Source organism: Deltaproteobacteria bacterium HGW-Deltaproteobacteria-18 (genome assembly GCA_002841885.1).
Taxonomy (GTDB): Bacteria; Desulfobacterota; Desulfovibrionia; order Desulfovibrionales; family Desulfomicrobiaceae; genus Desulfomicrobium.
Window position 1 is genome coordinate 1 of the sequence record PHBE01000027.1, and the last position, 26044, is coordinate 26044.

18 protein-coding genes and 1 pseudogene are annotated in these 26044 nt (G+C 52.7%); 12 read left to right on the forward strand and 7 right to left on the reverse strand.

Going from position 1 to position 26044, the window contains the following annotated elements:
• Positions 1–156 precede the first annotated feature (156 nt).
• From CVU60_17530 to CVU60_17555, 6 genes are all read left to right on the forward strand, one after another.
• Entirely contained in the window at positions 157–366 is a 210-nt protein-coding gene (locus CVU60_17530) for a sulfur reduction protein DsrE (protein PKN40065.1), read from the forward strand.
• Between the two features lie 9 nt (positions 367–375).
• A complete protein-coding gene (locus tag CVU60_17535) occupies positions 376–477 on the forward strand; it encodes a hypothetical protein (protein ID PKN40066.1) in 102 nt (33 codons plus the stop codon).
• Between the two features lie 169 nt (positions 478–646).
• Complete coding sequence (locus CVU60_17540; protein PKN40067.1) at positions 647–4330, forward strand: hypothetical protein; 3684 nt, start codon at positions 647–649, stop codon at positions 4328–4330.
• Positions 4327–7716, forward strand: coding sequence for a hypothetical protein (locus CVU60_17545; protein PKN40068.1), 3390 nt, complete (start codon positions 4327–4329; stop codon positions 7714–7716). The genes CVU60_17540 and CVU60_17545 overlap by 4 nt, the downstream gene beginning before the upstream one ends.
• Positions 7713–8168 (forward strand): response regulator, encoded by a 456-nt coding sequence (locus CVU60_17550; protein ID PKN40069.1) that lies wholly within the window; start codon positions 7713–7715, stop codon positions 8166–8168. The genes CVU60_17545 and CVU60_17550 overlap by 4 nt, the downstream gene beginning before the upstream one ends.
• A gap of 21 nt (positions 8169–8189) precedes the next feature.
• A complete protein-coding gene (locus CVU60_17555; GenBank protein ID PKN40070.1) occupies positions 8190–10175 on the forward strand; it encodes a hypothetical protein in 1986 nt (661 codons plus the stop codon).
• A gap of 88 nt (positions 10176–10263) precedes the next feature.
• On the opposite strand, the gene CVU60_17560 is transcribed toward CVU60_17555, so the two are convergent.
• The 7 genes from CVU60_17560 to CVU60_17590 form a co-directional block, all read right to left on the reverse strand.
• Positions 10264–11379 (reverse strand): hypothetical protein, encoded by a 1116-nt coding sequence (locus tag CVU60_17560; protein ID PKN40071.1) that lies wholly within the window; start codon positions 11377–11379, stop codon positions 10264–10266.
• 142 nt (positions 11380–11521) lie between these two features.
• Positions 11522–14284 (reverse strand): hypothetical protein, encoded by a 2763-nt coding sequence (locus CVU60_17565; protein ID PKN40072.1) that lies wholly within the window; start codon positions 14282–14284, stop codon positions 11522–11524.
• On the reverse strand, positions 14281–15258 hold the full coding sequence (locus CVU60_17570; protein PKN40073.1) for a sensor domain-containing diguanylate cyclase: 978 nt from the start codon (positions 15256–15258) through the stop codon (positions 14281–14283). Before CVU60_17570 ends, CVU60_17565 begins: the two co-directional genes overlap by 4 nt.
• Positions 15255–15716 carry a hemerythrin gene (locus tag CVU60_17575; protein PKN40074.1) on the reverse strand — a complete coding sequence of 154 codons (462 nt, stop codon included), beginning with the start codon at positions 15714–15716 and terminating at the stop codon, positions 15255–15257. The genes CVU60_17570 and CVU60_17575 overlap by 4 nt, the downstream gene beginning before the upstream one ends.
• 15 nt (positions 15717–15731) lie before the next feature.
• A complete protein-coding gene (locus CVU60_17580) occupies positions 15732–16949 on the reverse strand; it encodes a two-component system response regulator (GenBank protein PKN40075.1) in 1218 nt (405 codons plus the stop codon).
• The gene (locus CVU60_17585; GenBank protein PKN40076.1) at positions 16930–19758 is read right to left on the reverse strand and encodes a hypothetical protein; all 2829 of its coding nucleotides are present in this window, start codon (positions 19756–19758) and stop codon (positions 16930–16932) included. Before CVU60_17585 ends, CVU60_17580 begins: the two co-directional genes overlap by 20 nt.
• Positions 19755–20390, reverse strand: a complete 636-nt coding sequence (locus tag CVU60_17590; protein PKN40077.1) for a hypothetical protein — start codon at positions 20388–20390, stop codon at positions 19755–19757. Before CVU60_17590 ends, CVU60_17585 begins: the two co-directional genes overlap by 4 nt.
• Here CVU60_17590 and CVU60_17595 point away from each other — a divergent pair.
• The 6 genes and pseudogenes from CVU60_17595 (at position 20389) to CVU60_17620 (ending at position 25949) form a co-directional block, all read left to right on the forward strand.
• Complete coding sequence (locus tag CVU60_17595; protein PKN40078.1) at positions 20389–20583, forward strand: hypothetical protein; 195 nt, start codon at positions 20389–20391, stop codon at positions 20581–20583. The two genes, CVU60_17590 and CVU60_17595, sit on opposite strands and share 2 nt — an antisense overlap.
• Positions 20580–21971, forward strand: a complete 1392-nt coding sequence (locus tag CVU60_17600; protein PKN40079.1) for a hypothetical protein — start codon at positions 20580–20582, stop codon at positions 21969–21971. Before CVU60_17595 ends, CVU60_17600 begins: the two co-directional genes overlap by 4 nt.
• Positions 21972–22059: 88 nt before the next feature.
• A complete protein-coding gene (locus CVU60_17605) occupies positions 22060–22455 on the forward strand; it encodes a response regulator (GenBank protein ID PKN40080.1) in 396 nt (131 codons plus the stop codon).
• Positions 22456–22520: 65 nt separating this feature from the next.
• Positions 22521–23864, forward strand: a complete 1344-nt coding sequence (locus tag CVU60_17610; GenBank protein PKN40081.1) for a hypothetical protein — start codon at positions 22521–22523, stop codon at positions 23862–23864.
• A 153-nt stretch (positions 23865–24017) separates the two neighbouring features.
• A protein-coding gene (locus CVU60_17615) for an IS3 family transposase (GenBank protein ID PKN40082.1) occupies positions 24018–25129 on the forward strand; the annotation gives its coding sequence in 2 pieces (ribosomal slippage) (positions 24018–24270 and positions 24270–25129; 1113 coding nt in all).
• Positions 25130–25293: 164 nt separating this feature from the next.
• Positions 25294–25949, forward strand: a pseudogene (locus tag CVU60_17620) (ISL3 family transposase).
• Positions 25950–26044: the final 95 nt, after the last annotated feature.

Below are 26044 nucleotides of genomic sequence, written 5' to 3' on the forward strand. Positions count from 1 at the left end.
GCCGAACAGATGCCCCTGGTAAAAATGGCGATGTAAGAATGGCGGAGATTCCACCTAAAAATCAGGCGAATCTGTTCAAATAAACTGAGCCACTTCTGAGTTTACAGTAGCCATCCTATCGAATATTCCGATTTAAAATTAACAAATGGAGCAATAATGCAAATACTTCTCATCCTTTCCAACGCCGACCCAGAGATCAAATGGAACACCGTCAGGTTCGGCAACTTCCTGCTGACCGAAGGGGAAGACGTGACTCTTTTTTTGAATGGACCGGCTGTGGACCTCTACGCCGGCGACAGCGAAACCTTTCCCATCGTTGAACAGGCCAAGCTTTTTGCATTGAGTGAGGGCGTACTCGTCGCCTGAGGCAAGTGCATAGGCATCCACGGCGTGGATGCGATTGAGCATGTCAAGCTTTCAAACATGAAGTTTTTGTATGAGCATGTGCTACGTGCCGACAGGATACTCAACTTCTAGTTAAGACGCGTTTAACAAACAGCCTTTTCTTCTCCATAATTTCAATGTAACTATTTTACATCCTAATTGAAATTCGAAAAAACTTGGTTTTCCGCCTCGAAGACATAAATTTAACATTTTGAATTATATGAAATAAAGCTAGCAGAAGCCGAATTTCGAGGACGATTTCATGGAAAGACAACAAATCTTGAGCACTATCCTGGAGACCACTCGTGACGGGTTCTGGCTTGTTTCCTTCGATGGTTTCATCCAAGATGTGAACAGCGCATATTGTCGCATGTCGGGCTTCGTAAGGCAGGAACTTATATCAAGACACATTGCTGACATAGACGCGCATGATGGCCCAAAAGAAGTTGATAAACGACTCCAACTCGTCAAAAGCAACGGAACGGAACTTTTCGAAACGACACACCGTCGCAAAGACGGCAGCGCCTTCGATGTCGAAATTTCGACGACATGGCTCGACATTGCCGGGGGGATGTTCGTAGCTTTCCTTCGAGACATTTCTACACGTAAAAAAAGTGAGGCGGCACTGCGTCAAAGCGAAGAGAACTACCGGCAACTCTTTGAGGCGGAGTCCGACGCCATTTTTCTCATTGACAACCAGACGGGACGCATTCTTGCGGCCAACTCAGCAGCGTGCTCACTCTATGGCTACAGCCGCGAAGAACTTCTGGCCATGCGCAACGTCGATCTCTCTTCTGAACCCGAACAGACAAGTCACATCACGCAAACCCCATCACCTGATCCTGGCCAAATTGTGCACATCCCTCTGCGTTACCACCGCAGAAAAAACGGGAGTGCCTTTCCTGTAGAGATAACCGGCCGTTTCTTTGTCCAACAGGGCCGCCCAGTCCACATAGCCGCCATTCGCGACATCACAGCAAAGCAAGGGGCCATCGAGGCACTCAAGGCCAGCGAAGAACGCTACACACTCATTCTTAAGGGTTCGAACGACGGGTTCTGGGACTGGGATGTTGCCAGCGGTACCGTTTTTTTCTCCGACAGATGGAAGGAGATTATCGGCTTCAGCCCTGAGGAACTCCCCAATGATTTCGAGCAATGGTCCCAGCGTTTACATCCAGAGGATCTGGAACGCGTCATCGAGGAAAACGACCGCTGCCGACGCGGCGAAATCCCGTCCTTCGAGGTGGAATACCGGATGCAGCATAAGGACGGCTCATACCGCTGGATTCTTGGACGGGGTTCCTCAACGCAAGGTCCTGACGGCCGAGTCACCCGTTTGAGCGGAACCCATACGGACGTAACGACCCGCAAGGACGCCGAGTCCTCGCTACGGGAGAGCGAGGTCAGATACCGCCAGCTTTTCGAAACCAACCCGCACACCATGTGGGTCTACGATGTCCAGACTCTTCGTTTTCTGGCAGTGAACGATGCGGCCATCTTGAACTACGGTTATAGCCGCGAGGAGTTCCTTGCAGCGACCATCGACACAATAAGGCCAGAGGAGGACATACCTGCTCTGCTGGAAAACGTGAGCGCTGTCAGCCAAGGACTGGACAAGGCGGGTGAGTGGCGCCACCGCAGGAAGGATGGCTCCATAATCAATGTCGAGATTACGTCCCACACGCTGCTTTTCGACAACCGAAATGCAGAACTGGTTCTGGCCCACGACATTACGAAGCGCAAGCACGCTGAAAGACGTCAGATTATGCACGCGCGCGTGCTGAGTATTCTCAATCGCCCAAATGAATGGCGAGACCTCCTTCGAGATCTCGTCAAGGAAATAAAAAAATTCAGTACGATCGAGGCTGTGGGTATCCGCCTTCCACAAGGGGAAGACTTTCCCTATCATGTTCGCGAGGGTTGCCCAGAGAAGTTCTCCCCGGAGGAGAGCCTCCTTATCCTTGAGGCGGACGGTTCGATCCGACGTCACCAAGACGATGGCAGCCCATTCCTCGACTGCGTGTGCGGTATGGTTATCAGTGGCAAGCATCCGGTGGATCACCCGCTTTTCTCGCCCAATGGCAGCTTCTGGACCAACGAACTGCTCTCGATCCGAAATACGAAAGACCACACGGGTGGACAAAATCTCTTTACCCGGCCGCACTGTTTTCAAATGCAGACCAGATCGCTGGCCCTGATACCTTTACGCACGGGGGGGACGATCATCGGCCTGATGCAACTGGTTGATCATCGACCGGGCTTTTTTAATCCTGAATTCATTTCATTTTGCGAGGAACTCGGAAACAGCATAGGTATCGCCTTCACCCGCATGCAGGCTGAACAAAAGCTGCGAGAAAGCAAGGTCTTGCTTGATACAGCGGCGAGGTTAGCCCGCTTTGGAGGCTGGATCGTCAATCTAGCGCAGAACAAAGTCGAGTGGTCCGATCAGGTTGCAGCTATTCATGAAATGCCAAAAGGGTATTCTCCCAGTGTCGAAGAAGGAATTAATTTCTACGCACCTCAGTGGCACGGAAAAATCCAGGATGTCTTCGGGGCGTGCATCGAGCATGGCACACCCTATGACGAGGAAATGCAGATTGTCACTGCGAAGGGGAAACACGTATGGGTCCGAACCACAGGTGAAGCGGTCCGAGATGAAGAAGGCAGGATTATCGGGGCCCAAGGAGCCTTCCAAGACATATCTGAACAAAAGCAGAACGAGCTTGCCCTCATTCAGGCTAAAGAGGATGCTGAGGGGGCAAACAAGGCCAAAAGCGCCTTTCTGGCCAACATGAGCCATGAAATCCGCACCCCATTGAACGGCATCATGGCCATGATGCAGCTGCTGGAGATGAGCACGCTCACTGCCGAACAGAATCAATTCGTTTCCATGGCAATCAATTCGGCTGACAGGTTGACCCGATTGCTGTCGGATCTGCTCGATATTTCCCGCATCGAGGCCGGTAAAATGACTCTTCATGAAGACGAAATCAAACTGCCGGACCTCTGCCAGTCGGTTCTTGAACTTTTCCTCATTCCTGCACGAAACAAAGGACTTCGTTTGGAGCAGTCCATCGATCCTACTTGTCCAGCCACGCTGCTGGGTGATGAATCGCGATTACGCCAGATTCTTTTCAATCTCGTTGGCAACGCGGTAAAATTCACAGACAGAGGTGAGGTCAAGCTTGAATTGACCCCGCTAGCTTCCCAAAAAGGATTCGTTCATTTGCTCTTTAGTGTGTTCGACACGGGCATAGGCATCCCGGCCGAACATCTCGACGAACTCTTCCAGCCCTTCTCCCAGGTCGAAAACTCCTACACGCGCAAATTCCAGGGCGCGGGCCTAGGCTTGTCCATCGTGCGCCGGATCGTGGACATTATGGGGGGCCACATCACCATGGACAGCATGCCCGGAGAAGGCACCGCGGTTCACGTGATGCTTCCGTTCAAGCTACCCGAAGACAGTGAACCGCGACAAAATGAAGACATCGTGCGAAAGGACGGTCATGGCCGGACACTGCGCGTGCTGCTGGCCGAGGACGATTCGTCCAACGTCTTCGCCATAAGGTCCCTGCTGGAAAAATGCGGCCATGCTGTGACCGTGGCCGAAAATGGCAGGCAGGCCCTTGAACTGCTTGCAAAGAATGCTATCGACGTGATTCTCATGGATGTCCAGATGTCGGTCATGGACGGCATCGAGGCCACGAAGGCGATCAGATCCTCCGTCGAGTTGGGGCCCAAGAAAGACATCCCCGTCATCGCCCTGACGGCCTACGCCATGAGCGGCGACAGGGAGAAATTCCTGGCTGCGGGAATGAATGGGTATCTGGGCAAGCCGGTCAAGCTGGACTCCCTCGTTGAAGCGCTCAGGATGCACACCTGCCGCCAGCCCGAGAACGATGCGCATCAACCGGCCCACCGGAGGCCGCCGCCCGGTGAGGTATGAAAGACATCTCACGGAGTCCTGCAATGGACACGCAAACGGTCATGATCAGATGGCCCCTGGCAACGCTCTTCCTTGCCGCTTCGGCCGTGCTCGCAGCCTTGGGATTCTGGGCCTTCCGGCATCAGGTCGCCGCCATACGCGCGGACCGACAGAGCGAGCTCAGGACGGTCGCGAACCTGAAGATCGGACAGATATCGACGTGGCGTCGTGAGAGAATCGGAGACGCCGCCACGAATACCTCCGGCCCCCTCCGCGAAACCCTGCTCCGGGCCGTCGCAGGCCACGAGGAAGACCATTCCGGCCTGCTCTCACACTGGCGGAGCCTGCGCGAAGTGTACGGCTACGAGAACATCCTGCTTTTCAACGAGGACAGACGGCTGATCCTTGGTCTCGACGACACCGACATGGAGCCCGAACTCCTGCAACTTGTCCGTGACGCCGCATCCGCAGGCAAGGCCTTGTTCGGCGACTTCTTTCCGTGCTCACGGACCGGTAGAATCCACCTTGACGTCGCAGCCCCCTTCTTCGGCGATGACGGCGCTTCGGGCGGGGTGCTCGTGCTGCGTTGCGACCCGAATACGTTCCTCTTCCCCCTCATCCAGACATGGCCCACACCCAGAACCACGGCAGAGACGCTTCTGGTCAGGAAGGACGGTGAGCAAGTCCTCTACCTGAACACATTGTTGCTCAGCCCGGCGCCACCGATGACCATTCGCATCCCACTGACACGGGCGGACGCTCCCGCAGCCCGGGCCGTTGCCGGAGAAACGTACGTGTCCTCGCAAGGAAAGGATTACAGGGGGGCGGAGGTCGTCGCCGAGATCATGCCGGTACCGGACACGCAATGGTTCATGGTGGCCAAGATCGACGTGGCGGAAATCGTGGCGGCGGCCCGCTCTTCCCAGACATTCATCGCCACGGCCACGTCCCTGGGCATCGCCTGCTTCGCCCTCCTGCTGCTCATCATCGCGCAGGGCAGAAAGAGGGTTCTCCTGAACAGCCTCTACAAGTCGGAAAAGCAGCTCGCACGATCGCGGACCGTCATGGCCGCCAGCAACGACAGCGCGTACGTCATCGACCCCTCATCGCTGCGCCTCCTCGATGTCAACGACACGGCCTGCCGCGTGCTCGGCTACGGCCTCGCGGAGTTCCTCGGCATGACGCTCGGACAACTCGATCCGGCCCCTTCGGAAAATTGGGACATGCGCATTCGGGAAATCCGTGAATCGGGGACGACCCTCGTCGAAGCCACCCATCAACGCAAGGACGGCACCTGCCTGCCGGTGGAAATTGGGATGCGCTATGTGCCATCTGAACATGGTGACTTTCTTGTCGCCACAGCAAGGGACATCACGGAACGAAAGCGTCAGGACCGCGTCGAGCGCCAGCGCAGGATGAGAACGCAGGCCCTGGTCGAACTTTTCGAACAGATTGAACGTCCGGCCGAAGACATTGTAGGGGCTTCCGTCAACACGCTGGTGAGGATCACGGACAGCAGGCTGGGCTTTCTCGGATTCGTCGACGACGCTGAAACCACCATGTCCACGCAGCTCTGGTCCGAGCACGCCATGGAAAGCTGCGCAGTAGAGGGCAGACCCGTGGATTTCAGCATCCCCGACGGCGGCCTCTGGACAACTGCAATCCATGAAAAGCGGGCGGTGACGGTCAATGACTACTCCACCTTCCACCCCCGTAAGAAAGGCTGCCCAGGAGGGCACGTGGAGCTGACCCGGCTGATGACCGTCCCGCTGATCCGCAACGGCCGGGTCGCCATGGTGGCGGGACTGGCGAACAAAAACGAGGACTACACGGAGCAGGACCAGCGGGAGACCGCGCTCTTTCTCGAAAGCCTCTGGGGCATCCTGACCCGGAAGCAGGCGGAAGAGGCCTTGAAGCTCAGCGAAGACCGCTGGCGGCGGACCATCAACCTCGCCCCCTTCCCGATCATGGTGCACGCCGAGGACGGGGAGGTCATCAGCGTCAACCAGGCCTGGGAAAAACTGACGGGTTACGACCGCGGGCAAATCCCTTCCGTCGCGGACTGGACGCGGCTCGCCTATGGGAACGGCGCCCCGAATGTCGCTATGGTCATCGACGCTCTATACTCCATCCTGGAGCCCAAGCAGGAAGGTCAGTTCGTCATAACCGCCGCCGACGGCAAGCAGTTGGTCTGGGATTTCGCCTCGGCTCCGCTTGGAAGCCTGGAGGACGGGCGCCGGACAGTCATCAGCATGGCCCACGACATCACGGAGCTCAAAGATACTCAGCGTCAGCTCGAGACGTCCCACGCGCATCTCGAAGCGGTCATGAACAATCTGGACGCGGTGGTTTATGTGGCCGACATGCAGACGTACGAGCTTCTTTTCCTGAACAACTACGGCAGCACGAGGCTGCAAAAATTTTCTCCGGGCATGAAATGTTTCGAGGTGCTGCAGCAGGGTCAGCAATCACCATGCCCGTTCTGCACGAACGACCATCTCCTGGACGCGGCAGGGCGTCCTGCGGGCGTTTATCAGTGGGAATTCCAGAACACCCTGACGAAACGTTGGTTCGACTGCCGCGACCAGGCGATTCGCTGGCGTGATGACAGGCTTGTGCGCCTGGAAATCGCCGTGGACATCACCGACCGCAAGAAGCAAGAGGAAGAACTGAACGCCCTGGCCCGGGACCTGTTGCGCTCCAACCAGGAGCTGGAGCAGTTTGCCTACGTGGCCTCCCACGACCTGCAGGAACCCCTGCGCATGGTCTCCAGCTACACGCAGCTCCTGGCCGACCGCTATGAGGACCGCCTCGACCAGGACGCACGGGATTTTATCGGCTACGCCGTGGACGGCGCCAACCGCATGCAGCGCCTCATTCAGGATCTGCTCGCCTACTCCCGTGTCACCACCCGTGGTGGAGAGATGATCGAAGTCGACATGCACGAGGTGCTGGCGGAGGCACTGCGGAATCTTCATGCGGCAGTCGTTGAATCGGGAGCCCTGGTCTCAACGGACGAGTTGCCCTCCGTTCTCGGCGACCGGCCACAACTCGTTCAGCTCATGCAGAATCTCCTCTCAAACGCATTGAAATTCCGGATTGCGGAGCGCCCGCCCCGAATTCATGTAGAGGCGTTTGAATGCCAGAACGCCGAAGGCTTCTGGACTTTCTCGGTCAGCGACAACGGGATCGGCATCGAGGAGAGATTCTTCAGCAAGATATTCGTCATCTTTCAGCGCCTGCACGGACGCCAGGAGTACCCCGGCACCGGGATCGGCCTGGCCCTGTGCAAATGCATCATCGAGCGCCATGGAGGAGAAATCTGGGTCCAGTCGACTCCCGGCAAGGGCTCCACGTTTCTCTTCACCCTCCCGCGCATCACGCAAACAACAGGAGAGAGCCCATGAAAAGCATGCACGTTCACCCGATCGCCATCCTGCTCGTCGAAGACAACGAGGGAGACGCCCGACTGGCCATGGAAGCCATGCGGGAAAGCAAGATCCGCAACACCCTGCACCACGTCAGGGACGGCGAGGAGGCCATGGCCTTCCTGCGCCGGGAGGGGAAATTCGCGGACGCGCCCCGGCCGGACCTTGTACTCCTGGACCTCAACCTTCCCAGGAAGGACGGACGCGAAGTCCTTGCGGAGATCAAAGCGGACGACGCCCTCAAACGCGTTCCGGTGGTCATCCTGACTGTCAGCAGCGACGAGGAGGACATTTTCAAGGCCTACGGCCTCCACGCCAACTGCTTCATCACCAAGCCCCTGGACTTTCAGCAGTTCGTCAAGGTGGTTAAATCCATCGAGGACTTCTGGCTGAGCATCGTCAAACTGCCCGACGGAATCAAACCCCGATAGGCACTCCTCGGAGGTAACATCATGAGAGACCTGGCAGTCCGTGTCCTGCTGGTGGAGGACAACCCCGGCGACGCCCGCCTGATTTCCGAACTCGCCCGAGGCACGTTGGCCCTGCGTTTCGAATTTGCGGAAACGCTATCCTCCTGCCTCGGGCAGATATCCTCCCGCAACGTGGACATCGTCCTGCTCGATCTCGGCCTCCCCGACAGCCAGGGGCTGGAAACACTGCGTGCGGTGATTAACGCGGACATTTCACTGCCTGTGGTTGTCCTGACGGGGTTAGACGATGACACCACCGGCAAGGAAGCCATCCGCGAAGGTGCCCAGGATTACCTGATCAAGGGAAAAACCGACGAGGAAAGACTGCTTCGGGCCATCAGATATGCCGTAGAGCGCAAGCATACGTTCATGAACCTACATGGAGCCATGGCCGAACTGTCAGCGATTTACGAAAGCGCCCCCGCCGCAATGATGATCTTCGACAGGGACATGCGCATCATCAAAGTCAATCAGGAGGCCGCCCTGCTGGTTGGCGGATCGACCGCTGGCATGCTGGGCAAAAAATGCGGAGACGCCCTGCTCTGCCGCAACAGCCTCGACGCCCCGGGGGGCTGCGGGACCGGAAAGGGGTGCAGTTCCTGCACTCTGCAGCAGGCCCTTTGCGGCACCTTTGCCGATGGCAGAAGCAGACACGGCATTGAACACTGGCTAAACATCGCTCAGGACATGGCCGGCGAATGCTGCCTCCTTATCAGCACAGCAATGTTACGGAACGTGAAGGAACCCATGGTCCTGGTCTGCGCGCAGGACATCTCCGCCCAGAAAAACATCGAAAGAAAACTTATCCAGTCCAAGGAGGAAGCAGAGGCAGCCAACAAGGCCAAGAGCGTATTCCTGGCGAACATGAGCCATGAGATCCGCACGCCGCTGAATGGTATCATGGCCATGATGCAGCTGCTGGAGATGACCGAGCTCAATGTTGAGCAGAAGCAGTACGTGTCCATGGCCATCATGTCCTCGGACCGCCTCGCCCGTCTGCTGACCGACCTGCTCGACCTGTCACGCATAGAGGCCGGCAAGATGACCTTGCGCGAAGAAAAATTCGACACGAAAGGATTGTGCGACTCCGTTTTCGAGCTCCTCCTCGTCGCGGCCCGAAGCAAGGGAATTCTGATGGAAAGCTTCATCGACCCGAGCGTGCCTGCCAGTCTGCTTGGCGACGAGTTGCGCCTGCGCCAGATCCTCTTCAATATCGTCGGCAACGCCGTGAAGTTCACTGAGAAAGGCTCCGTCAGGCTGGAAATGACGCCCATCAAGATTCGTGAGGGGATCGTACATATGCTTGTCAGCGTGGCCGACACAGGCATTGGGATTCCTCCCGAGCGGCTGGACGAACTCTTCCAGCCCTTTTCCCAGGTCGAAAACTCCTACACCCGAAGGTTTCAGGGCGCCGGGCTGGGCCTGGCCATCGTACGTCGGCTCGTGGAGCTCATGGGCGGACACATCACCATGGACAGCATACCCGGCGAGGGGACAACCGTGCATATCGTCCTGCCCTTCCGCCTGCCATCGGAACGTGCCAGCACCGAACACCTGGCCGTTTCGGCGCCGGAATTTACCAGCCAACCCCTGCGCATCCTGCTGGCCGAGGACGATTCGTCCAACGCCTATGCCTTACGAACCCTGCTTGAAAAATGCGGGCACGAAACCGTCATCGCCAAAAACGGCAGAGAGGCGCTCGACCTGCTCGAGCAAAACGACTTCGACATGATTCTGATGGATATCCAGATGCCGGTCATGGATGGCATCGAGGCCACGAAGACGATCAGATCCTCTGTCAGGCTGGGGACGAAGAGAGACATCCCCATCATCGCCCTGACGGCCTACGCCATGAGCGGCGACAGGGAGAAATTCCTGGCCTCGGGGATGAACGACTACCTGGGCAAGCCGGTCAATCTCCAGGATCTGCGGCAAGTTCTAAAAAAACACACTCCGGGCCTGGGATAATGTACTCATCAAATGCGCACCAGCCATCGCGCATCGTCGCGCACTCAAGGTCAGGCCACTCGGGCCGTTGAGCGTCAAATACCCGCTCTCAATCCGGCTCTTTGCGCACCAAGGCATAAATGGGTTCCTTGACACCAAGAATGGTCCCGAAATTCCGGAATCGCTCCAGCATAGAAAGGGAGATTACCTGCCCTTTCTCCAAGAGGACAGCCCCCTTCTCGCTCATGACCGGCTCCATGAGCAACATGCCTTCACGCAGTTCATGAAGGCCTAGGCTCATGATTTCACTGCACCCCCTGCGCTCGACGACCTCGCCTAAGGCTGCGACGACTCTGCCGTCGTACAAATTGGGCGTCTTGCACATCCGCTGCAGCGCATCCTCAGTTGACAGGCCCGAAGCCTCGAAGTCTGTAAAATCGAGGGCTGCCTTCAGCATTCGCGCTCCCACGCAAGGGTTTTCCGAAAGGGGAGTCTCGTGTTCTGAAATAATCTCGATCACACCTTCAAGCCTAGGTATATTGCGCAGAAGATTTCCAGCGATGGTCGGATGCATAAGGAAAATTTTTTGCTCTTCGGCGGACATATCCTGACCGGCCAATTTGTGTTCAAGAATTTCGCGTGGCAGCGAAATACAGCCCACCAGACTGAGCATGGCCGCAAGCTCGTACTTCCAGGCACATTCTAGCTTAAGTGCCATGGCCATATCCGTCATGAGGTTCTTTGCCTTCTCGGCCCTGCCAAAGGCCTTGGGACTGACCAGAGCCAAAAGTTCGGACAATACCTGGATGCACCCCCGCAGGGTTCCATGCAGGAGCTGCCGTTCGGCCATGACCAGCCGATACTGCCGCAAACCATCATTGACCGCCGCCAGCAAAGCATCCGGGGCACAAGGTTTGGTCAGTAAACGGAATATAGCCCCCTTGTTGACGGCCGATACGGCTGTGTCGAGGTCCGCATGTCCCGTCAGCATGATGCGAACGGTGTCGGGCCAGCGCTGCCTGATAGTCCCCAGGAGTTCCACGCCGCTCATGTTGGGCATTTTCAGATCAGAAACTATCACGGCCACGGGACCGGTCGATTCCAGAAACTTCAGTGCCGACATGGGGCCATCTGCCGTTTCAATCTGAAAATGCCTGCTCAGGTTGCGCCGGAATGTCTCCAACACGAATTTCTCATCATCGACGAATAGTATCCGCTCGCTCATTTGCTTCTCTCCGCAGCACACTTGTTGAATATATTCATATAGGCACTCGGTCTAATAACTGCGGAACCCTGGCTACAAGCACGGTGTTCTTTGGTGCCTTTCCCAAACCATGTTATCTCATGCGAGCAGCTTGTTCACTCTATTAATGATCTGACTCTTTCATAAAGTTGGAGACTGCTGGCTTCATCCTGGTTTTCATGACCTCAGAAATTACAGTTCTTATCCCGCTAGGCTTCGCTGGTTTGGAAATGTAACCATCCATGCCGCTGCCAAGAAACTTTTCCCGGTCTCCGACCATAGCATAAGCCGTCAGGGCGATGATGGGAACCGTGGAAGCAGGGCGTTCCCAGGATCTTATGATGCGGGTGGCCTCTAAGCCATCCATGACCGGCATTTGGATATCCATGAACACGACGTCGAAGAATCCTGTGCGCAGGGTCTTCAGAGCCTCCTTGCCATTGTGGACCGTCGTGACGTGATGCCCATCCTTCTCCAAGATACGCTGAAGGAAGAATGCGTTACCGAAATCATCCTCTGCGATCAAAATCGACAACGAGGTCTCCCAACGCCCTCTGGCCTCAGCCGTGCCCTTTTCTTCAAGGACAAGGTCTGACACTTTGAACGGCAAGCTGAAAACAAACGTGCACCCCTTTCCAAATTCATTCTCCAAAGTGATCTCCCCGCCCATGAGATCGACCAGCCTGCGGACGATGGTTAGGCCCAGCCCGGCACCCTGGTATTTGCGGACATAGACATTCTCGGCCTGGGTGAAGGGCTCGAAAATTTCACTCACAATCTCTTCGTTGATACCGGGTCCAGTGTCCTTGACAGAAAAAAGCACACGGATCTGACTCTGGCGAACCGGACCCAAGGACTTCACAGAGAGCTCCACACCACCACGCTCCGTAAACTTAACTGCATTACCAACCAAATTGAGCAGAATTTGTCGCAAACGTACTTCATCACACATGACTTGTGCCGGAATATTTTCATCAAAATCGAATAGAAAGGATATACTCTTGTTTCTGACCGTCAAACTGAAGACGTCAAGCAGTTGCTCTTGTAAGGAATGTAGTTCGAAGACTTCGTGACAAACGGGGAGTTTTCCGGCCTCGATGCGCGAAAGGTCAAGAATGTCGTTCAGCAGGCTCGTGAGTCGGAGCGAAGATCTAAAAGCTGTTTCCACATAGAGTTTTTGCTCTTCGTCCAAGGTTGTTGACTGGAGTAATTGCAGCATGCCGCAGATGCCATTGAGTGGGGTGCGGATTTCATGGCTCATATTGGCCAGGAACTCGTTTTTGGCCTTGTTGGCGGCTTGGCTCAAGTCGGCAAGTTCCTGAGCCACGGCCAAGGCGTTCTCAAGGTCTCTGTTCGCAGATATCAATTCGAGACGCGCCTGTCTGCGCTCCGTGATGTCGATGCCAACAGACTGAAACCTGACACTCTTCCCATTTTCATCGAAGAGAGCATGATCAATCCATTCCATCCAATGCCGCTGGCCGTTGCGGATCACCTCATGCACGATTGTCTTTGCAGGCAGATCTACGGTCAGGCCTTGATAATGACCCATGGCCTCCATGCGAGTTTCTGGAGGAATAAAACCAAGAAAACGATTGCCCAGGAGCATCTCGGGAGTCGTTTGAAAATATTCGCAGTAGGCCTTGTTAACGTACGTTAAAGTACTGTCGGGAAGAAACTCACAAACAAGGGCCGGCAGGTCATCCGCAAGGAGGCGGAAGCGTTCTTCACTCTTGCGCAGCTCATCTACGGCAATCTTTTGCTGGCTGATATCCGTGGCGATATGGATGACCTTGTTAAGTTTTCCCGCTTTGTCGAATACCGGAGTGCAGGAGACGAGAAAAGTCCCGCCCAGAGTCTCGACCTCCATTTCCGAAATTTCGAGCTTGGTGCTTACAGTAAGCCGACGCTGCGGACAGGCCATGGGGGGGGCATTGGTAGAATGAAATATCTCGAAGCAATTTCTTCCTGCAAGTTCTGTCGCGCTCAACCCTGTTAGCTCAATGGTCGCCCGATTAGCTTCAACAATCCGAAAATTAGAATCGAGAATAAGCGTCGAATGCCCGATGGCCTGGAAAATGTCTTCCCAGTCCTGACGCGCCTGAATGAGATCCGCCTCGGCTCGTTTGCGCTCCGAGATGTCGAATACGATAGAAAAGAGGATGTCCTTGTTCTTGTGACGCACAGGACCGCTGTATACTTCAACATCACGAACTGATCCGTCCGCCCTGCGGTGCCTGAAATGAAAATAATAGAGATTTGAAGCCTTGGCGTCAGCCATGGCCTTGGCGATCTCCTCCGGGCTCAGAGTGTTAATCTCTGCGACGTTCATGTTACACATGGTCGCCCGGCTCCAACCGTAATACCTCTCAGCCGCAGGGTTTGCGTCCACAATACGGCCATTGATCGGATCGACCAGGAACATCACGGCGTGATTGTTTTCGAAAAGGTTCTTGGCGCTGCGCCGTGACTCCCGAAGACGCTTCTCCGTGGACAGCAGCCGGGTATGGGGCATGATGCAGCTTCGCAGAATAATGTCGGGCACGGGCCAAGGCACAACGCCTTGGGCAAGCCCCTCGCGCAGTAATTGTTGTCGAACCGGGTCGAGATTCATGGACTTGGACGCGAAAAGGCAGGCGCACTCCTGCTCCTGGGCCCTGTCCGATATTTTACTGCAGATTTGAAGCGCCTCCTCGCCGGAAATTTCAGAATCCAGAATGAGAATAGCCTCTTCTTTCAGACTGGAAAAAAATGAACGCGCTTCAAGAGAAAGAAGACGAATAACGTGGTAATCTGAGGCCTCAAGACTCAGAGCCATGTCTTGCATGGATCCCGACATGACTTCGACCAAAATGATCGTCTGTTTCTCAAGTCGGATATCGCTCATAGAGCACCCTTTGGCATTCCTTCGACAGCATTCAACTCCTGACACGACAAGCTTATGCCCTCACTCTGCGAAATGACCACCCGGTTGCGTCCAAGATCCTTGGCCCGGTACATGGCTTGATCTGCCCGTTCGATCACTGCAAAGGACGTGTCTCCATTACCACACAAGGCCCCACCAACAGAAACAGACACCCGCAATATCCCCGTCGGCAGATCGAGACCGCTTTGTTCCACGAGCATTCGAAGACGTTCAGCGACCGTGCGCATCTCTTCAACAGTAAGATTGGGCAGGATACAGAGGAACTCCTCTCCACCAAAGCGGCAGACTCGGTCTGTTGGACGCAATCCGTTTTGCAGCGAGCAGGCAACCAACCTGATAACCCTGTCTCCGACCGGATGTCCATGGATGTCGTTGACGCGCTTGAAATGATCGATATCGATAAAAAGCACGCCAAAGGTCTGTGCATGCTCGCGAAATGCGCCCATAAGTTCAGAAAGTCTTACTTCAGCGAATTTCCGGTTACCAATCCCTGTCAGTTCATCTTGATAAAGGCTGCGCTCCAACTCCTTAAGCTGACGGAACATGGCCTCTTGGCGTGAGGTATCGACGAAGATTTCTATGGCTCCGACAATTTCGCCAAATTCGTCCATCAAGGGCAAAGCCCGTACCTGCACCGAAACGCGATGGCCTGCCTTATGGTGAAGGTACACGTCGACAGTCCTGGTCTGGGCGTCAAGTGTTGTAGCATGCAGGGGACAGCCATTCTCACACAGCGGTTTTCCTTCAAGGCTGACATGGCGTAGGATATTGTCGGCGCAGCATCTTCCCAGAACCTCTTCGCGCCCATATCCCGTTATGCGTTCAGCGCATTTGTTCCAGAACACGATCCGTCTCTGGCGGTCGACCACATATACCCCGTCGAAAAACTGTTCCAGCAAACCCATGCATGGTATTGGAAGTCCGGCTTGTTTCACGCTTGGCCTTCCTGTTTGACATCTTTGGACGCCAAGTATTCCTTAATAAGCAGGTCGCAGTTCAAAATGTGGCCCACGAGCCAATCCTTAAGCATTTCCCGAAGGCGATCAAATTCCACCTTCTCTCCGATAAACACGGAATGCTGAAAATCCTTGACTCGTCTTTTAAGGATGTTGTGTTCTTCCATATGTTTGTTCAAATCAGGGTATTCAATTGATCGCATATATACTTCTTCATTGGTGAAATGGAAGACTGTATATTCTCGCAATTCGTGCAGAATTTTTGCGAAATCGTTCTTGTTTCTGCCTTCCTGCATTGCCCGCAAGAGGGAGTTGGCAATGCGGATAAGCTGCTTATGTTCCGCGTCAATTTCCGCATTTTCTATGGAAAGTGTATCGGACCAGACGATATTTGGCACGTGGCCTCCTAAATTTTCAAACTTCGTTAAATTGGACACATGCTGAAATAAGAATCAAACGGCATCCAGTTCTGAATTCACAACTTCTCTCCAACGCTCCAAGGTCTCCGTCCCCCCCACGATATCGAGGAACGGCCCTGCCGGAAGATGAGGCGCGTGCCCGCTCGACTGGACATATCGCTCATGCAACAGCACATCCACAACATGAAGAACTGCGGACAAGAGGGAGAGGGGCGGCCCGGGAATGTGACTATGATGCTGGGCAATAGCGATGACAACGCTTTCGGAAAAGCCCCAAAGTCCAAGTAGATAGGCGCCAACCTGTGCATGCGTCACACCCAGAATATCGGCCTCGACTTCGTACAAGGGCATGTTACGCGTCTGCGATTCTTTAAGGATATCAACATAGTCCTCAGGACAGCCTTCCGCCATCACGATCTTGCCCACATCGTGCAGCAGGCCAGCCAGAAAGGCGTCTTCCACCGCAGGCCCGGTCGGACACTCGACCTTCATCACCGCCCGACAACATCTGGCTGCGACAAGGCAGTGGCCCCAGAGTTGTTCTGTATTGAACCCCGGGTACATGTCCGGGTCCTGAGGCCTGAAGACTCCCTCGGAAAGGACGAGCCCTCTGACAAGATTCGCTCCCAGGATGTTCACGGCTTGAAGTGCTTCGTCCACACGTCGCGACAGACCGAAAAACGGAGTGTTGACCACCTTGAGAATGGCCGTGGTCAGGCTCATGTCACGGGACACGATTCTGGCCACGGACTGGTTCGAACAGTTTTCGCTCTGCAATTCCCGGGTCAGAGCCGTGTACACATGTGGCACGACAGGCAGGTGTTCCAGGCGGTGCACGATCTCACGCAAACGAGGATCCATGAGCAAAAAACGCAGTCGCGAGGCGGACTGGATCGTGGCCAGAAGACACTCCGGCGTGACGGGCTTGGTCAACAATTGATGGGCCGAAACAAGCAGGCTCGAAATGATCCTTGTCCCGCCGTCTGCGGTCATGAGGATGCGCAAGGTTAAAGGCCAGCGCTCCTGGACCAGGACCAGCAGTTCTGAACCTTCCATGTCGGGCAGGCTCGCGTCCGTGACAATGACATCACAGGACTGCCCGGACAAAGTCTGTTTGGCTTGAGCGGCCGATGACGCAGCAAAAAGGTCGATGGGCAGGCTCCTGGCCACGATGATACGCTTGAGGCTTTGATGGACGCGTCTGTCGTCGTCGACGAAAAGGACAGTGATGTTACCCATGATGTTCGCCATCCACTTTTCCGGTCAGGGGCAGGGTGATTATGAACGTCGTCCCCCGGGCGCTTTCTGTTTCAAAGCGAATCGTTCCGCCGTGATCCTTGACCACAACCCGATGGGCGATGAACAGGCCTTGGCCGGTCCCCTGGCCGACGGGCTTTGTGGTGAAGAATGGTTCGAAGAGATGCTCTCGGGCATGAAGCGGAATGCCTGTTCCGGTGTCCTGCACGCGTATTTCCACCATGTTCTCCACGCGGCGTGTGCTGATGGTGATCCTGCCGATCGCTCCGTCCTGCCTGGGCGCGTCCATAATGGCGTGCGCGGCGTTGACTACGAGGTTGAGGAGCACCTGCCCTATCTCCTGAGACGAACAGACCACCTGCGGGAGATCGGGATCAAGGTCCGTTGTGGTTTCTGCCACGTACTTCCATTCGTTGCGGGAGACCGTGACAGTCTGCTCAATCAGCGTATTCAGATCGATTTCCTGCTGCCTGTCGTGACCGGGATGAGCGAACTGCTTGACGGAGTTGACGATGGCCGAAATCCGATCCAGCCCCTGCAGGGTTTCCGAGATGGCAGCTGGCAGCTCGTCCAGATAGAAGTGGATCTGCCGTTCCTCCTCCATGGCGGCCATGGCGGTCCAATCAGGAACCGAATCAGACTGCGTCCCAAGACTTCTATACGCACCAAGCGCATTTCCCAGCTGCTCCATGCCGTCCTTGATAAACCACATATTGTTCATGACATACTGGGTCGGCGTATTGATCTCGTGGGCAATACCCGCCGCGAGCTGTCCGATGGCCTCAAGCTTCTGAGTCTGCAAGAGCTGGGATTCGAGCATCCTGCGCTCGGTGGTATCGATAACCAGAAGCCAAAAACCCAGGCACTCACCTTCGTTGGACTTCAGAGCCACAGGGGTGACCAAGATAAAACGAACATTGCCTTCAACTTTCAAACGCAAGTCATATCGTGAACCTGGAAGAACGCAGATATCGCTTCCAAAAATTCCGATACAACAAGCCATGTCTTCTTCGTGAACGTATTCAATGAAATCAGAACCAATAACGTCCTCGTGTTCTCTGCGCACAATTGAGCAGAAATGGTTGTTACAATATCCAATATTGCCTTTTGGGTCAGTCTGAATAAGGCCCTGACTCATATTTTCAGCCAAGTTACGGAAGCGCTGCTCGCTTCTCATCAAACTCTCCCGAGCGTTTCTACTTGCCGTCACGTCCTCAATAAACCCTTCAAAATATCGCACTCGCCCATCGGAGTCCCTGACTATACGCCCACGCATCCGACCCCAGAACAATAAGTTGTCCCTGCGCTGTAAGCGGTACTCACGAGCCGACACCTCGCCCTTTTCAAGCCCTTCGGCAATTAGTTGCTTGCGATCATTTGGGTTAACATACATCTGCGTTGCTATATCTTTGTAATGCCTGATCATTTCGTCAGTTGAGGCAAAACCGAACATGGCGGCCATGGTTGCATTGACACTCAAGTATGTGCCCTCGGGGGTGCTCTGAAATATACCTACCGGGGCATTATCGAATATGCTTTTATATTTGCCCTCTACAGCAAGCAGGGTTTGCCTAATTTTCTCCGAAGCGCTCACGTCGCGAGCCACAAACACCTTGCCAATTACTGTCCCAGTGGAATCCAAGAGAGAATTACTTCGAACCATGAAACTGCCGGGAAGGTTGGGATAGCTAACGGCAATCTCTGTGGAGGAGCAGTCGCTAAGAGGGATATGGCATTCAGCGCAGCCAAGCATCTCCTTGCATGAACGGCCAACAATCTCTTGTGGCGTCAACCCAAGGCGGACGGCCAAGGCTTTGTTGGCGCGCTGAACAATCCCCGCACCGTCGAGCAGAAAGACGATATCGGAGATCGTGTCAAAAGTACGCTCCAGTTCTTCCTTGGCTCGCAGAATCCGTTCACGGCTTTTCAGCCGTTCTGTCTCGTCCCGGAGCAGGATGGAAACGCCCGTGAATTTGCCGGACACATCCGGCTGAAAATTAATGCTGGCACGCAATGTCGTTTTCCGATCTGGGCCAGACAATTCGACCATTTTCTCGAACGGTTTGTTGCGATCCGCCAGCCATTCTTGCTGGATTTCCGCCAACCAAGGAAAAATATCGGAAACATTCTTCCCGCAAAGGCTGTCATCATTCAACTGGGCTTTTAAAGAATAGTAATCTTGGCCGTGTAGGGCATGCTCGTTTATAAGACAGGCAGCCGCTCGATTCAGGTTCTCGATAACGCCATCGTAGGAGGAAAAAATAACGGGTTGGTCGAGGCTTTCGAAAAATGTCAGATAGTGGTTTTTCTCATTGGTCATTTCACGTAACGACGAAGCCATTTCAGCCTTGTGTTTTCCTGCATCCACTTCGGCCCATTCGGAGCAGAACGCGGTCCCCATGCGATCGAAAAGCCTGATCAAGACATGTTCAATCCTGTCCCGCTCCTCGCCGGGAGAAAGGAATTCGCGCACACAGTCCTGATAGGCTTGGCGGTAGTAGACAAAGAGTCCAAGGAACATGCCAAGTTCTATACCCCTGCCTCTGTGAAGGCGGGCCTCCTTAAGGCCGAAGCGGGACACGGGATCTTTAGACCAGTCCGTATGCACCGCCAATTCGATTTCCGGAAATTCGGAAGACTCAAAAGCCGAGGCAACAGCCTCGGTCAAGCCTGCAATGGAAATTCTCCACGCCTCGACAAGTGTAGACGTATAGACCGCATAGCCATGCTGACGAGCATAATTAAGTATGCGCTCCATGAGCCACATTTCCTTTGCTCGCAGCAAGGTGACGAATGTGTTCATTTGCAACCCCGAACCGGGCTCGGCAGAATAGGTTGAGCAGAAATTCGACCCTCACAATCTTCATCCGACATGCTCTGAACGGCTCCAGCAAAAAAATCTGCCAGTTCATCGATATCGACAAGCTCCCTGTAGACGGGCGAAAATCTCGCCCGCTGGACGCCGTGAAGCGACGTTACCACATACGCAGCTATACGAAGAGCAGTCTCGGGATCCTTGTTGGCACATAGTTTCCGGGCAAGAATCTGGACGACTTCCAGACTGAGTGAGGCCAGTGCCGGCATGTGTTCAGGATTGCTGAGCATTGCGAAAGGTGGTTCACGGTAGACCATCGCGTAACCTGTCGACGCGTCCGAAGTAAAAGCCATATAAGAACGCACAAATTCCTTAGTCGCTTCGCCCATGCCCAAAGACAAAGCTCCTACTTCGCGTTGAAGCCGATCCCTTAACCCCATCATCACGAACACCAAGGAATTGAAATAAAGGGTTTCCTTGTTAACAAAATGATAACGCGCAAGCCCCTGGGCGACCCCAGCCCGCCGCGAGATGCTCTCGATGCTTGATTTTTCATAGCCCGATTCGGTAAAAGCGGAGCAAGCGGCCTGAAGGATCAAATTTTTCTTGTCATTTTTCATGGTACTTCCGTATTTCTTTGTACGTACATACAATTTAGCTCATATGGAGATGACGCGCAATACAGTTTGTATAATTTTCAGCAGGGAACTCGGCGTTCACGATAAAATCAAGGTAGTAATTTTGATTATTCCCTGGAACTTTGTTAATAGAAAAAAAAAATCTTTCATTTTCAACCCGCGAGGCCCGCTTTGACCAAAAACTCCAAATTCCGCGACCAATCTGTTCTTTTCGTCGACGACGAACCTGCGGTTCGGGAGGGTTTAAGGCGTGCGCTGCACCATGCTCCATTTCGTTGTCATTTCGCCGAGTCCGCTTTCCAAGCCTTGGAATTAATCGACTCGAAAAAAATCGACATCGTAGTTGCCGATGAACAAATGCCCGGAATGTCGGGCTCGGAATTCCTGAGTATTGTCCGTAACCGCCAGCCACAAATTGTCCGCATCATCCTGTCGGGCCACGCGAGCATGGAAAGGGTAATCGTCGCAATCAACGCAGGGCAGATCCATCGTTTTCTGACAAAGCCCATAGAAACAAGTCATTTAACAGAAATTCTCGAAGAATATTTTAGCGAATTACGCATGCAGGACACACAGAACGCCCTGCACAGCAGAACAGACACCCTCGGCAGGTGGGAATGGGACCTTCTTCAGGATACTTGGAGATGGAGCGATGGCTTTGAACGGATCATGCATTGCCGACTAGCGGACGAAGATGTCGGTTTGGCCGCCCTTTTTGCCACAGTGCATCCGCAGGACCGCGCTGAACTGATCTCCATTATCTACGACTGTCGAGACAGTGGACAGAACAGAGAGGCCGAGTTTCGCATTTTAATCAGCGACGGCAGCGTTCGCTGGATCGTTCTGTACATGGACGTTTTTAAGGATGGCAACAAGGTTTGGAAACTATTTGGTATGATGCGCGAGATCACAGACCAAAAAGAAAAAGAGATGCTGCAGGTCGACCGTCTAGTTATGCTGCAGACGACGCTCAACAAAACCGTCGAAGCTTTAGGCCGAATGACGGAAATACGTGACCCCTATACTGCTGGACATCAGATCCGAGTCGCCCGTTTGGCGAAAGAGATCGGCAAGCGCATGGGCTTAGATCCCGGCCACCTGGAAGGACTGGAGATCGCGGCTAAACTTCATGATATTGGTAAAATTTACGTCCCTGCTGAATTCCTTGCCAAACCAGGAACATTGCGCGAAGCGGAGATGAATTTAATAAAATATCATCCTGAAATAGGCCACCAAATCATACAAGAAATACCCTTCAACATGCCTGTGGGCGACATAATTCTTCAGCATCATGAGCGCTTGGACGGTTCAGGCTATCCGAATGGTTTGAAAAAGAATGATATCATCTTGGAGGCGCAAATCATTGCAGTCGCTGACGTGTTTGAAGCTATGTCTTCCTATCGTCCCTACAGGCCCGGTCTTGGCCAGGAAGTTGCCATGAAGGAATTGCGCTCGAAGAAAAACCTCTGCTTCGCCCCCTCCGCTGTTGACGCCCTGGAAACTATTCTCATTGATCATCCAAACTTTCTTGATGAACTGAATTTAGACACAATGCATATATGATTATCACATTTGTTTATAAACCATATAACACATGCTTATGTATATTCAGTATGCGCAAAAATATTGATATTAAAAGGGTGGTAAATTTATGAGATTTTTGATTGTTGAAGATGATATTTCAGGCGTCATGTTGTTGCATAAAATTTTATGCGAATATGGCGAAATAGATGACGTAGCAGATGGGCCAGAAGCTATAAAAGCATTCGACAGTGCATGGGCAGAAGGAGATCCATACAATATTATTTTTTTAGACATTATGATGCCAAGTATGAGCGGACAAGACGTCCTTTCCATAATCAGAAAAAAAGAAATTGAAATGCGGATACCTCAACTCAAACAAGTTAAGGTTATCATAACATCCGCTCTAGACAGCGTTGATAGTGTCAGTCAAGCTTTCAATGAAGGCAGAGCTTCCGCATATTTAGTAAAACCGATACTTAAACATCACGTCTTGGAAGAAATGAGCAAGCTTAGATTTGATTGAAAATCTTTTAATTCTAATGAATATGTTAATCAAATAATAACGTATTTTATAGATATATTTATTTTATGAGCAACCACACAATAGAAATATCACCTGAAGAAGACAGCATATTTTTCAATGCTTTCAAGTACGCATCAATAGGCATGGCGCTTGTTGCGCCAGATGGGAAATGGTTAAAAGTCAACAGGTCGCTATGCGAAATGCTTGGTTATCAGGAAGAAGAAATTTTAGACAGAACTTTTCAAGATATCACGCATCCTGACGACCTTGATGAAGACTTGGTCTATGTGACCAGAATGCTGGCTGGAGTCATCGACACCTATCAAATGGAAAAGCGCTACTTTCATAAAGAAGGATACATTATCAATATCCTTCTTAGTGTTTCCTTGGTAGTCAACAAAGATGGATCACCTCGATTTTTCATTTCGCAGATACAAGATATAACACGCAAAAAACAAGTTGAAGAAGAATTATTGAAAATATCCCGTGAAGATACGCTAACGGGCATAGCAAATAGGCGTTATTTTTTTGAGCATGCTTCCAGAGAAATGATTAGAGGCAGACGATTTAACGAATCCCAGACGTTAGCCATGCTTGATGTAGACAATTTTAAGAGTATCAATGATACGTATGGACATGAAACAGGCGATATTGTTCTCAAAAAAATGGCAGGAGAATGCAAAAAAATATTACGTGAAATTGATATATTCGGAAGAATTGGAGGGGAAGAATTTGGCATACTGTTTTTAAATACAGACAAGAAGACGTCACTAAATCTTGCAGAGAGGTTGCGTAGCCAAATAGAAAAAATCGAGGTAATCACCAGCGATGGTAAAATTAATTTCACGGTGAGCATCGGGATGGTATATTTCCGTGGTGGCAATAAATCTATCGATGAAAGACTGAATATAGCAGATCAAGCATTATACCGGGCAAAAGAGTCTGGAAGAAATCGCATTGAAATTATTTCAGAAGATCTGAGTGACACAGAGATAACTCCTGAACCGACCCAATCCCAACTTGTTCGGTTAATATGGAAAGACGAGTACGCATCAGGAAATTTACTCATAGATAGTCAACACAGACATCTTTTCACGTGCGCAAACGAACTCCTTAACGCAATAATCACAGGACGAACTGATAAAGATGTTCTTTTTTTAGCAAAAAATCTCTTAAATCAGACTGTTCAACACTTCTCTGATGAGGAAAAATTATTGTGTGAGTCAGAATTTTCAGAATATAATTACCATTGTAATATTCATAGACAACTTGAGAAAAAAATGGCTCAAACAATTGCCAGTTTTAAAAATGATAAAGTTCATGTCGGCGAATTATTTTCATTCCTTGTTACCGACATAATTCTGGAGCATATGGTTCTCGAAGATCAAAAATTTTTCTCCTATCTATAATAAATTGTCAAAAAAATCGTAGAGTATCACGATGAGGCCCAGGATTTCTTTGGCCGGTCCTGTGCGCGACCTTCCTTAAATTGTAGCCTTCCCGTAAAACAGGGCCATTGAAAAATAGAGATTTCTGGTAAAGATTGCTTCACGGAGGGCAAGATGAAGAAATCTCGATTTTCGGAGAGCCAGATTATTCGGATTTTGAAAGAAGCCGATGGCGGTCGCAAGGTTGTCGATATTTGCCGCGAACATGGCGTGAGCCAGGCCACCTACTACCAGTGGAAGGCCAAGTTCGGAGGCATGGAAGCCTCGGACGTTCGCAGGCTCAAGGAGCTTGAAGAAGAGAACAGCAAGCTCAAGCGCATGTTCGCAAATCTTAGCCTCGAAAACGAGGCATTGAAGGACGTTATCGCAAAAAAGCTCTGAGGCCAGTCGAGAAGCGCGAGATAGCGAATTTCATGCACAGTGAGCATGGGCTCAGCGAAAGGCAGGCATGTGCAGCGCTGGATCTTAGCCGGTCGGTGTACCGGTATGAGCCCAAGCCACGGGATGATTCGCCAGTCATTGAAGCGCTACTGGGACTGGCCGACCGGTATCCTCGCTACGGCTTCGGCAAACTGTTCGCGGTGTTACGCAGACACGGTTTCCGCTGGAACCATAAACGCGTCTACCGGATATATTGTCTTTTGAAGATGAACCTCCGGCGTAAAGGCAAGAAGCGCTTGCCTTCGCGTAGTCCGCAACCACTTGCGGTTCCACCATGCGCGAATGTCTGCTGGTCCATTGACTTCATGCATGACGCCCTGGCCAGCGCTCAGAGATTTCGGACGTTCAACGTACTGGACGACTTCAGCCGTGAGTGTTTGGCGATCGAAGTCGACACGAATCTGCCAGCGGCAAGGATATTACGGGTTTTGGATCGGATAGTGGCTTGGCGTGGATTGCCTGCCAAGCTGAGAATGGACAACGGGCCGGAACTGATTTCCGTGCTGCTGGCTGACTGGGCCGAGAAGAATGGCGTGGAATTGGAGTTCATCCAGCCAGGTAAGCCAACACAGAATTCGTACATTGAACGCTTCAACAGGACCTACAGGGAAGAGGTGCTGGATTTCTACCTGTTCAAATCGCTGACCGAAGTGAAAGAAATTACGGAGAATTGGCTGAGGCAGTACAACGAGGAGCGGCCCCATGAGTCCCTTGGGGATTTGACCCCGGCAGAGTTCCTCATGAAAAATTCACCCAAGGAAACCTCTACTTTTGGATGGCACTAACTTGGGGAGGTTTACATCTGTGAACGACCAAAAAACAGTGCGAATCGGCAGGTCGCAGAACAACAGAAACGCCTTTGGCTTAAAGAACTGGAGAGGCTAAGCCTCCACTGTAAAGATGGTCACCGTGTCAGGAGCGCGAACAATTTGAAGAGCCGTTTTGATCGTCTGTTCGACGAGGCCTTTCACGCAAGGAGGCCCGTCCGATTCATTATCTCGGAGTGGACTAGAAAGCATTCCGCAAAGGACACTCCTACATGACCATCGTCTGCGATCTTATGCGAAGCACGGTCGAGCATGTTTCCGAAGATCGGAAGAAGAGCAGCCTGGAGGAATATTACCGCAGGCTCTCGCCAGGCCAACTGGAATCCATAAAGGCCATCGCGATGGATATGTGGGAGGCATATTTCACGGCGACCAAGGCGCATGTGCCGGATGCCGGAGCCAAAATCGTCCATGACAGATTTCATGTCATGAAACACATGAATGAAGCCGTGGATAAAGTGCGCAAGCAAGAACATAAGGCCCTGATGGCTCAGGCGACGAAACCCTCAAAGGGACCAAGTACCTTTGGCTGTTTCGCCCCGAGAACTTGCCTGCCAAGCATCAGCCGACATTTGACGTCCTCAAGGCCAGCACTCTCAAGGTGGCCAAAGCGTGGGCCATGAGAGAGAACTTGCAGCCATTGTAGGGCTACATGTCTCCTGGATGGGGACGGAGATTCTTCAAGCGCTGGATAAAATGGATTGATCGTTCCGGCTTGGAACCAATGAAGCGGGTGGGACAGTTACTTTCACGGCATCTTGAAAATATCCTGACCTTCAGAAGTGGCTCAGTTTATTTGAACAGATTCGCCTGATTTTTAGGTGGAATCTCCGCCATTCTTACATCGCCATTTTTACCAGGGGCATCTGTTCG